At 62.7% G+C, this 9,823-nt stretch carries 9 protein-coding genes; 8 read left to right on the top strand and 1 reads right to left on the bottom strand.

Features of this window, described 5'->3' with window-relative positions; genetic code table 11:
* The first annotated feature begins 339 nt into the window (after positions 1-339).
* The gene (locus EOB49_RS28315; RefSeq protein ID WP_023811796.1) at positions 340-1,836 is read left to right on the top strand and encodes a CoA-acylating methylmalonate-semialdehyde dehydrogenase; all 1,497 of its coding nucleotides are present in this window, start codon (positions 340-342) and stop codon (positions 1,834-1,836) included.
* 213 nt (positions 1,837-2,049) lie between these two features.
* Positions 2,050-2,349, top strand: coding sequence for a hypothetical protein (locus tag EOB49_RS28320; RefSeq protein WP_127382919.1), 300 nt, complete (start codon positions 2,050-2,052; stop codon positions 2,347-2,349).
* A 54-nt stretch (positions 2,350-2,403) separates the two neighbouring features.
* On the opposite strand, the gene EOB49_RS28325 is transcribed toward EOB49_RS28320, so the two are convergent.
* Positions 2,404-3,054: a GntR family transcriptional regulator gene (locus EOB49_RS28325; protein WP_245472866.1), complete on the bottom strand. Its 651-nt coding sequence runs from the start codon at positions 3,052-3,054 to the stop codon at positions 2,404-2,406.
* 112 nt (positions 3,055-3,166) lie between these two features.
* On the opposite strand from EOB49_RS28325, the gene EOB49_RS28330 reads away from it, so the two are divergent.
* From EOB49_RS28330 to EOB49_RS38040, 6 genes are all read left to right on the top strand, one after another.
* On the top strand, positions 3,167-4,060 hold the full coding sequence (locus EOB49_RS28330; RefSeq protein ID WP_127382921.1) for a dihydrodipicolinate synthase family protein: 894 nt from the start codon (positions 3,167-3,169) through the stop codon (positions 4,058-4,060).
* A 60-nt stretch (positions 4,061-4,120) separates the two neighbouring features.
* On the top strand, positions 4,121-5,371 hold the full coding sequence (locus tag EOB49_RS28335) for an FAD-binding oxidoreductase (RefSeq protein ID WP_164781834.1): 1,251 nt from the start codon (positions 4,121-4,123) through the stop codon (positions 5,369-5,371).
* A 32-nt stretch (positions 5,372-5,403) separates the two neighbouring features.
* On the top strand, positions 5,404-6,405 hold the full coding sequence (locus EOB49_RS28340; RefSeq protein ID WP_127382922.1) for a 4-hydroxyproline epimerase: 1,002 nt from the start codon (positions 5,404-5,406) through the stop codon (positions 6,403-6,405).
* A 334-nt stretch (positions 6,406-6,739) separates the two neighbouring features.
* Positions 6,740-7,642: a branched-chain amino acid ABC transporter permease gene (locus EOB49_RS28345; RefSeq protein ID WP_013529092.1), complete on the top strand. Its 903-nt coding sequence runs from the start codon at positions 6,740-6,742 to the stop codon at positions 7,640-7,642.
* Between the two features lie 4 nt (positions 7,643-7,646).
* A complete protein-coding gene (livM, locus tag EOB49_RS28350) occupies positions 7,647-9,242 on the top strand; it encodes a high-affinity branched-chain amino acid ABC transporter permease LivM (RefSeq protein WP_127320417.1) in 1,596 nt (531 codons plus the stop codon).
* The coding region (locus EOB49_RS38040; protein ID WP_245472865.1) for an ATP-binding cassette domain-containing protein at positions 9,242-9,823 on the top strand (582 nt) is incomplete at its 3' end. The genes livM and EOB49_RS38040, both read left to right, overlap by 1 nt.

Consider the following 9,823-nt stretch of genomic DNA (forward strand, 5'->3'; position numbering starts at 1 on the left):
TGGCGCCCCCCTCTGTCCTGCCGGACATCTCCCCCTCAAGGGGGGAGATTGGCAGCCTCGCCGACAGCTCTTCGCTAACAGCCTCAAGGATTGGCGAAGCCGAAGACAACAGCGCAATCTCCCCCCTAGAGGGGGAGATGTCCGGCAGGACAGAGGGGGGCGCGAAGGAACTCAACCTGTCAATCCTCCGGCGTCGTCTCGGGATAGCATCATTTGCGGGAATTGATGCTCGCTCGTCAATCGTTATCTATTCTCCGCACAACGGTTGCGTTCTCCGTCGCGTTGCCATCCGCCGGCCAAAGGCGGACAATGCAGCATCACAAACAAGGGAGAGAAATCATGATCGACTATGGTCATTTCATTGGCGGCAAGCATGTCGCCGGGACCAGCGGCCGCAAGCAGGATGTCATGCAGCCGATGGACGGCTCCGTGCGCGGCACGGTGGCGTTGGCCTCGCAGGCGGAACTGCGCGCGGCGGTCGAGAATGCCAAGGCAGCGCAGCCGAAATGGGCCGCGACCAACCCGCAGCGCCGCGTACGCGTGCTGATGAAGTTTCTCGAACTGGTCGCGCGCGACTATGACGAACTGGCCGACATCCTGGCGCGCGAGCACGGCAAGACGATCGCCGACGCCAAGGGCGACATCCAGCGCGGCCTCGAAGTGGTCGAGGTCTGCATCGGCGCACCGCACATGATGAAGGGCGAATTCACCGACGGCGCCGGCCCCGGCATCGACGTCTATTCGATGCGCCAGCCGCTCGGCGTGGTCGCCGGCATCACGCCGTTCAACTTCCCGGCGATGATCCCGCTGTGGAAGATCGCGCCGGCCATCGCCTGCGGCAACGCCTTCATCCTGAAACCGTCGGAACGCGATCCGGGCGTGCCGATGCGCATCGCCGAACTGTTCCTCGAAGCCGGTCTGCCGGCGGGCATCCTCAATGTCGTCAATGGCGACAAGGACGTGGTCGACGCCATCCTCGACGATCCCGACATCAAGGCCATCGGCTTTGTCGGCTCGACGCCGATCGCCCACTACATCTATTCGCGCGGCACGGCCGCCGGCAAACGCGTGCAGTGCTTCGGCGGTGCCAAGAACCACATGATCATCATGCCTGATGCCGACATGGACCAGACCGTCGATGCGCTGATCGGCGCCGGCTACGGCTCGGCCGGCGAGCGCTGCATGGCGATCTCGGTCGCCGTCCCGGTCGGCAACGATACCGCCAACCGGCTGATGGAAAAGCTGATCCCGCGCGTCGAGAGCCTGAAGGTCGGTCCTTCGACGGACTCTTCCGCCGATTTCGGCCCGCTGGTGACGGCGCAGGCGTTGGAACGGGTCAAGGGCTACGTGGATACCGGCGTCAAGGAAGGCGCCAAGCTGGTCGTCGACGGCCGCGGCTTCTCCATGCAGGGCTATGAAGACGGCTACTATATGGGTGGCTGCCTGTTCGACAACGTCACCGCGGACATGCGTATCTACAAGGAAGAGATCTTTGGGCCGGTGCTCTCTGTTGTGCGCGCCCCGACCTATGAGAGCGCGATCAAGCTCGCCAACGATCACGAGATGGGCAATGGCGTCGCCATCTTCACCCGTGACGGCGATGCCGCGCGCGACTTTGCAAGCCGTGTCCAGGTCGGCATGGTCGGCATCAACGTGCCGATCCCGGTGCCGATCGCCTATTACACGTTCGGCGGCTGGAAGGCATCTTCGTTCGGCGATCTCAACCAGCACGGCCCGGACGCGTTCCGCTTCTACACCAAGACCAAGACGGTGACCTCGCGCTGGCCGTCCGGCATCAAGGATGGTGCCGAATTCGTCATCCCGACGATGAACTGACCGGACGACAAATTGATTTGGATTAAGGCCCGGGCGCTCGTGCCCGACGTTTTTTTGCAATCCGGTGGCGCCTATCCGCTTGAACGCTAATGTGATGGAACCAAGTAGGTTCTGCCGTCTTGGTCTGCAGTCCTGCCGCAAGGAGGTACGGCAGATCAAGCAACGGCGCTGGCGACAGCTTCGGGGACATCGTCTGGCGCAAGGAGGTGTCAGATGTCCCGTCTTGTGGCAACGCTATTTTTCGCGGCAATTTTTGCGTGTCCCGCTGTCCCGGCGCTGGCGGAGCAATGCGCGGCCCGTGCGGATATGATCAAAGCGCTCGGGGAAAAATTCCACGAAAGCGAGGCGGCGCGCGGCTTGGTCAACCCGAGCCTGATTCTTGAGATATTCGTCTCCGACCGGGGCACCTGGACAATTCTTGCCACCGACACGCGTGGTCAGAGTTGCGTCATCACGGCGGGCGAAGGCTGGGACGGTTCGTTGATGGCGGCGGCTGCCTTGCCAGGGACTTGACCCGAGCTTCGAGGAAGCGCCGGCGACGAAAGCGCACCGGGGTATGAAGGACGTTCAGCGCGTGGCGGCCGTCTCGGCGTGGCCGCGCAGCAGCGCCATCAGGCGTTTGGCATCCTTGGCCGCGGCCTCCTCGTCGCCGGCAAGGATCGAGCGGATCAGCGCGACATGGTGCTCGGCGGATTCGGCAAGACCGGTCTCGGCCTTGTAGCGGAACCAGAAGCGGCGGCTGTGGGTCTGCAAGGGGGCGGCCAGACGGGCGGCGAAGGGATTGTCGGCAGCCAGCGCGAGCGCTTCGTCGAGAGCCTTGTCAGCCTGGATGAAGGCAAGCACATTACCCGAGATCACCGCCTTCTGCATGGCAAGCGCTGCTTCGTGAAACAGGTCGGCGGCTTCGCGGGTGACGAAGCGGGCGGCCGAGCGGGCCAGCACCACCTCGACGCCGCGACGTGCATCGAGGACGCGCAACCAGTCGCCGGGATGGAGCGGGGCGATGGCGATGCCGGCGCGTGGCCTGACGTCGAGCAGCCCTTCCCATGCCAGCCGCTGGATCGCCTCGCGCACCGGTGTCCTGCCAAGCCCGAGCCTGTCGATCAGAGCGCCCTCGGTGACGAAGCTTGCCGGGGCCAGTTCGAGCGTGACGATCATGTGCTCGAGCACATGGTAGGCCCTGGTCGCCGCCGGCTCTGCCGGGATGCTTGCTGCCATGGATATCAAATGCGCTCTCCTGATATATCTTGAATATATCATAACGGAATCCGCATTGACAGCGGGTTTGTTAATAGATATACCACTGATATATCAGATTGGAGAGATGATCATGTGGACCGGAGTTTTTCCTGCCGTCACGACCAAATTCACCGCGGACGATCGTCTCGATCATGCCGAGATGGAGCGCTGCTTTACCCTGCAGATGGAGGCCGGCTGCGACGGCATCATCGTCTGCGGATCGCTCGGCGAGGGGCCGATGCTGTCGCCCGACGAGAAGATAGAGGTGCTGAAGACCGCACAGAAGGTCGCCGGCAAGAAGCCGGTGCTGCTGACCGTCAACGAGGCCGGCACACGCGAGGCGGCCAGCATCGCCAAGCGCGCGAGCCGGGAAGGCGCCAGTGGCCTCATGGTCGTGCCGAGCCCGATCTACCACACCAATGCGGAAGAGACGGTCGCGGCGCTGCGCGCGGTCGCCGAGGCGGGCGACCTGCCGGTCATGATCTACTCCAACCGGCTTGCCTACCGCGTCGACGTCAGCGTCGACCAGATGGAGGAGCTGGCGTCGGACAAGCGCTTTGTCGCGATCAAGGAATCCTCCGACGACATCCGTCGTTCGACCGAGATCATCAATCGCCTGGGCACTCGCTACGACCTGTTCACCGGCGTCGACAATCTGGCCTTCGAGGCGCTGTCGGTCGGCGCCATCGGCTGGGTGGCGGGACTGGTCACAGCCTTCCCGCGCGAGACAGTCGCCATCTTCCAGCTGATGAAGCAGGGCCGCCGCGAGGAGGCGCTCGCCATCTACCGCTGGTTCCGGCCGCTGCTCGATCTCGATGTCTCGACCTATCTGGTCCAAAACATCAAGCTTGCCGAAGTGTTCGCGATCAACACAAATGACCGCGTTCGCATGCCGCGCCAGCCGCTGTCGGGCGAGCGCCGCAAGGCTGTCGAGAAGATCGTCAAGGATGCGCTCGCCGTGCGGCCGAAGCTGCCGCAGTTCTGAGCTGGTATGAAGCGAGCGGGGCGGAGACTGGGACATGCATGCAGGGGGTGATGTACAACGATGAATAGCGATGTTCCAATCGACATCGCCATCATCGGTGGCGGCATCGTCGGCATCTGTGCCGCTGCGTCTCTCGCCGAGGCCGGACGCAGGGTCACCGTCTTCGACCGCACCGGCATTTGCGAGGAGACGAGCTCCGGCAACGCCGCCGCCTTTGCCTTTTCCGATGTGCTGCCTCTGGCCCACAAGGGCATGATCCGGCAGCTCCCGAAATGGCTGGCCGATCCGCTTGGCCCGCTCAGCATTCCGCCCGTCTATCTGCCGAAGCTTCTGCCCTGGCTGATCCGCTTCTGGCGCGCCGGTGCGCCGGGAAAATACGAGGCGAGCCTTGCTGCTCAGGCGGGCATGATGAAGCTCGCCGAGGCGGAGTGGATGGGCCTGCTCGATCGCTCCGGCACGCGGTCGATGTTGCGCGAGGATGGCTCCCTCGAGCTCTATGAAAGCGAAGCCGAGTTCCAGGCCGGGCTGCGCGGCTGGGCGGCGCGTGAGCGTTTCGGCATCGGTTTCCGCCATGTCGAGGGCGAGGAACTGGCCGCCTTGCAGCCGGGGCTGTCGCCGCGCTTCATCAAAGGCACGTTCGTGCCGGGATGGAAGACGGTCGCCGACCCGAAACTGCTGGGCAAGGCGGTGTGGGCCTACGCACAAAGCAAGGGTGCCCGCTTTGAGATGGCTCGGATCGGCCAAGTCGCGGCGGATCAGGATGGTGCGACGCTGACATTGGCAGACGGCACGACCAGACAGGCGCGACACCTCGTCGTCGCAGCAGGCGCATGGTCGCATCTGCTGGCGAAGCAACTCGGCGATCGCATTCCGCTGGAGACCGAGCGCGGCTACAACACTACGTTGCCGACGAGTGCCTTCGACGTGAAGCGGATGCTGATCTTCTCCGGCCATGGCTTCGTCGTCACGCCGCTCGCAACGGGCCTGCGTGTCGGTGGCGCCGTCGAACTCGGCGGCATCGAGCGGCGGCCCAATTATGCCAGGTCTAAGGCGCTGCTGCAGAAGGCGCAGAAATTCCTGCCGGGGCTCGATCCCTCGGGCGGGCGCGAATGGATGGGGTTCCGCCCCTCGCTGCCGGATTCAGTGCCAGTCATCGGCGGCGCGCCTGGAAAGCGGTCGGTGGTCTATGCCTTCGGCCATGGCCATCTCGGCCTGACCCAGGCGGCGGCCACCGGACGGTTGATCAGGGATCTTGTCCTGGGGCAGACTCCACCGATCGATCTGGCCCCCTTCAGTCCGCAACGATTTTGATTTTTTCGTGGTTTTGATTTTCGAGGAGCGTCATGGCCAAGAAATCCTTCTTCTGCATAGACGGCCACACCTGCGGCAATCCGGTGCGGCTGGTCGCTGGCGGCGGCCCGCTGCTGCAGGGCGCGACGATGATGGAGCGGCGTGCGCATTTTCTGGCCGAGTATGACTGGATCCGCACCGGCCTGATGTTCGAGCCGCGCGGCCACGACGTGATGTCCGGTTCGATCCTCTATCCGCCGACGCGCGAGGATTGCGACATCGCCATCCTGTTCATCGAAACCTCCGGCTGCCTGCCGATGTGCGGCCATGGCACCATCGGCACGGTGACGATGGCGATCGAGCACGGTCTGATCAAGCCGAAGACGCCGGGCGTGCTTCGGCTCGACACGCCGGCCGGACTTGTCATCGCTGAATACAAACAGGTCGGCGACTATGTCGAGGAGGTGCGCATCACCAATGTGCCGTCCTTCCTCCATGCCGAGGGGCTGACAATCGAATGCCCTGGGCTCGGCGAAATCACCGTCGACGTCGCCTATGGCGGCAACTTCTACGCCATCGTCGAACCACAGAACAACTATCGCGACATGGCCGATTATTCGGCGGGCGACTTCATCGCCTGGAGCCCGGTGGTGCGCCAGCGGCTCAACGAGAAATATTCCTTCGTCCATCCTGAGAACCCGGGCATCAACCGGCTGTCGCACATGCTGTGGACCGGTGCTCCGACGGTGGATGGGGCGGATGCCCGCAATGCCGTGTTCTACGGCGACAAGGCGATCGACCGCTCGCCCTGCGGCACCGGCACCTCGGCGCGCATGGCGCAGCTTCATGCCAAGGGCAAACTCAAGGCCGGCGACAGCTTCGTCCATGAATCGATCATCGGTTCGCTGTTCAAGGGCAAGGTCGAAAAGGATGTCACCGTCGCCGGCAAGCCGGCCATCATTCCCTCTATCGGCGGCTGGGCGCGGATGACCGGGCTGAACACCATCTTCATCGACGACCGCGACCCGTTCGCGCACGGATTTGTTGTCAAGTGATGGGAATCCTGACCTTGCGGAAAGCGACGGCTTGAAAAACGGATCGTGCCAAAAACGCAAGGATTCCTTTCATCACCTAATTTTGACGGCGATTTCTTCGAAACGGAGCGCATGATGCAGTCGAATCGTCAAAGACATTGCGTTATGCCAATGGTAGGGTCCGCGATAGTCCAGGGGCCGGATGATGGAAAACGGGCAATCGGACAGCGTGCTTCGAAAACACGCATGACGATTGAAAAATGACGTTGCAATCCGGGCTCGAAACTTTACGACTAGGGGAAATACGAAAAGGAATGCGTCTGCATGGGCGACATTCCAGGGGAGCCATGTACACATGCAGTACTTTGTCCAGCAGCTTATCAACGGGCTGACGCTGGGATCGATCTATGGGCTGATCGCGATCGGCTATACGATGGTCTACGGCATCATCGGCATGATCAATTTCGCCCATGGCGACATCTTCATGGTGGGGGCCTTCACAGCACTGATCGTCTTCCTCGCCCTTGGCGCGCTGTTCTATTCCGTGCCGGTTGTGCTGGCGCTGCTGATCATGATGATCGTGGCGATGCTGCTCACCAGCCTCTACAACTGGACAATCGAAAAAGTCGCCTACCGGCCGCTGCGCGGTTCGTTCCGACTGGCCCCGCTGATCACCGCCATCGGCATGTCGATCGCGCTGTCGAACTTCGTCCAGGTGACGCAGGGTCCCCGCAACAAGCCGATCCCGCCGATGGTCAGCCAGGTTTACAACATCAACGGCATCAGCGTGTCGCTGAAGCAGATCATCATCGTCGTCGTCACGGCGCTGCTGCTGGCGCTGTTCTGGTATCTGGTCAACAAGACCTCGCTCGGGCGAGCGCAACGGGCCTGTGAGCAGGACCGCAAGATGGCGGCGCTGCTCGGCATCGATGTCGACCGCACGATCTCGATCACCTTCATCATGGGTGCGGCCCTTGCCGCGGTGGCCGGCACTTTGTTCCTGATGTATTACGGCGTCATTGCCTTCTCTGATGGCTTTACGCCGGGCGTGAAAGCCTTCACGGCGGCGGTGCTGGGCGGCATCGGTTCGCTGCCGGGCGCGGTGGTCGGGGGGCTGATGATCGGCTTCATCGAGAGCATGTGGTCGGCATATTTCTCGATCGACTACAAGGACGTCGCGGCGTTCTCGATCCTGGCCATCGTTCTGATCTTCCTGCCTTCCGGCATATTGGGCCGGCCAGAAGTCGAAAAGGTCTGAGACCATGGCCGTCACCGTATCTCCGGAGCGCGACACCGTCGCCACGCCTATGCAGCGCGCGTTGCGCGAGTCACTTTATGCCGCTGCCATATCGTTTGGCCTGTTCGTGCTGTTCATCGGCCTGAAGACCGGCCAGAACATTTCTAACGAACTGGTCCTGACGACGCGCTGGGGCCTGCTTGCCGCCGTGGTGATCGCCACGGCCATCGGGCGCTTCCTCTATGTCGCTTATGGCCAGCCCTTCCTGGCCAACCAGAAGATCACCGACGTCGCCACCGGTCTGCTGCCGGCCAGCGTGGCGTCACGCTTCTTCCAATTGCCGGCCTTCATCGTGGCCTTGGTAGCGGCGGTGGTGTTGTTTGCGGTCAACAGTTCTCTCGTCGGATGGGTGGGAGCGGAGCCGGCGGGCTATCTGCAATTCCTGCGCGCCCTGGCGGTCATCTATGTGCTGGCCTGCGTGATTTATTATTTCCGGGGCTTCATCCATGCCAACTTCACCAAACTCGGCATTGCCGCGCTGATCCTCTATCCGATCCTGGTGGTGGCGATCCTGTCGCTGATGTCCTGGTCGTTCGTCGGCGGGCTGCAAGGCTCGCTGAAATGGGTCGACAATTTCGGCATCCAGATCCTGATCTATGTGATGCTGGCCTGGGGCCTGAACATCGTCGTCGGCCTCGCCGGCCTGCTCGACCTCGGTTATGTCGCCTTCTACGCGGTCGGCGCCTATGCCTATGCGCTGCTCGGCACGCAGTACGGCCTGTCGTTCTGGATCCTTTTGCCGGCCGCCGGCGCCATGGCCGCCTTCTGGGGCGTGCTGCTCGGCTTCCCGGTGCTGCGCCTGCGCGGCGACTATCTGGCGATCGTCACCTTGGCTTTCGGTGAGATCATCCGCCTGGTGCTGATCAACTGGCGCGAGGTCACCAACGGTTCGGCCGGTATTTCCGGCATCCCGAAGGTCACCTTCTTCGGCCTGATGACCTTCAACGTGTCGGACCCCAATTATATCGCCAAGGTGCTGCATCTGGCGACATCGAGCGCCTACTACAAGATCTTCCTCTATTACCTGATCCTGGCGCTGGCGCTGCTGACAGCCTTCGTCACCATCCGGCTGCGGCGCATGCCGGTCGGCCGTGCCTGGGAAGCGTTGCGGGAGGACGAGATCGCCTGCCGCTCGCTCGGTATCAACACCACCACCACGAAGCTCACAGCCTTCGCCACGGGTGCGATGTTCGGCGGCTTCGCCGGCGCGTTCTTCGCCGCACGGCAGGGCTTCGTCAGCCCGGAATCCTTCGTCTTCCTGGAATCGGCCATCATCCTGGCCATCGTCGTTCTCGGCGGCATGGGTTCGCTGGTCGGCATCGCGGTCGCCGCAATGGTGATGATCGGCGGCACCGAGGCATTGCGCGAACTCGACTTCCTCAAGCAGGTCTTCGGGCCGGACTTCACACCGGAACTCTACCGCATGCTTCTGTTCGGCATGGCCATGGTTATCGTCATGCTGTGGAAGCCGCGCGGCTTCGTCGGCAGTCGTGAACCAACCGCCTTCCTGAAGGAGCGAAAGGCTGTCTCAAGCTCCTTCACCAAGGAAGGACACGGCTGATGAATGCGAACCCTGTTCAGAAGGCCAATTCCGGCGCGAACGACGCTATCCTGCAGGTGGATCATCTGTCGATGAAGTTCGGTGGCCTGGTGGCCATCGGCGATCTGTCTTTCGCCGCCAAGCGCGGCGAGATCACCGCGCTGATCGGCCCCAACGGCGCCGGCAAGACCACGGTGTTCAACTGCATCACCGGCTTTTACAAGCCGTCGGAAGGCATGATCACGCTCAACCGGAACGATGGTTCGACCTTCCTGCTCGAGCGGCTGCCCAACCATGAAATCCCGGCGCGCGCCAAGGTGGCGCGCACCTTCCAGAACATTCGGCTGTTCTCCGGCATGACCCTGCTGGAGAACCTTCTGGTCGCCCAGCACAACAAACTGATGAAGGCATCGGGCTACACGGTCCTCGGCCTTTTCGGCTTCAGCGGCTATCGCAAGGCCTCGGCCGAATCGGTGGAACTCGCCAAGCATTGGCTGGAAAAGGCCGATCTTGTCGACCGTGCCGACGACCCGGCCGGCGACCTGCCCTATGGCGCGCAGCGCCGCCTCGAGATCGCTCGCGCCATGTGCACGGGACCCGAG

The organism is Mesorhizobium sp. M7A.F.Ca.MR.148.00.0.0 (assembly GCF_003997735.1).
Lineage (GTDB): Bacteria > Pseudomonadota > Alphaproteobacteria > Rhizobiales > Rhizobiaceae > Mesorhizobium.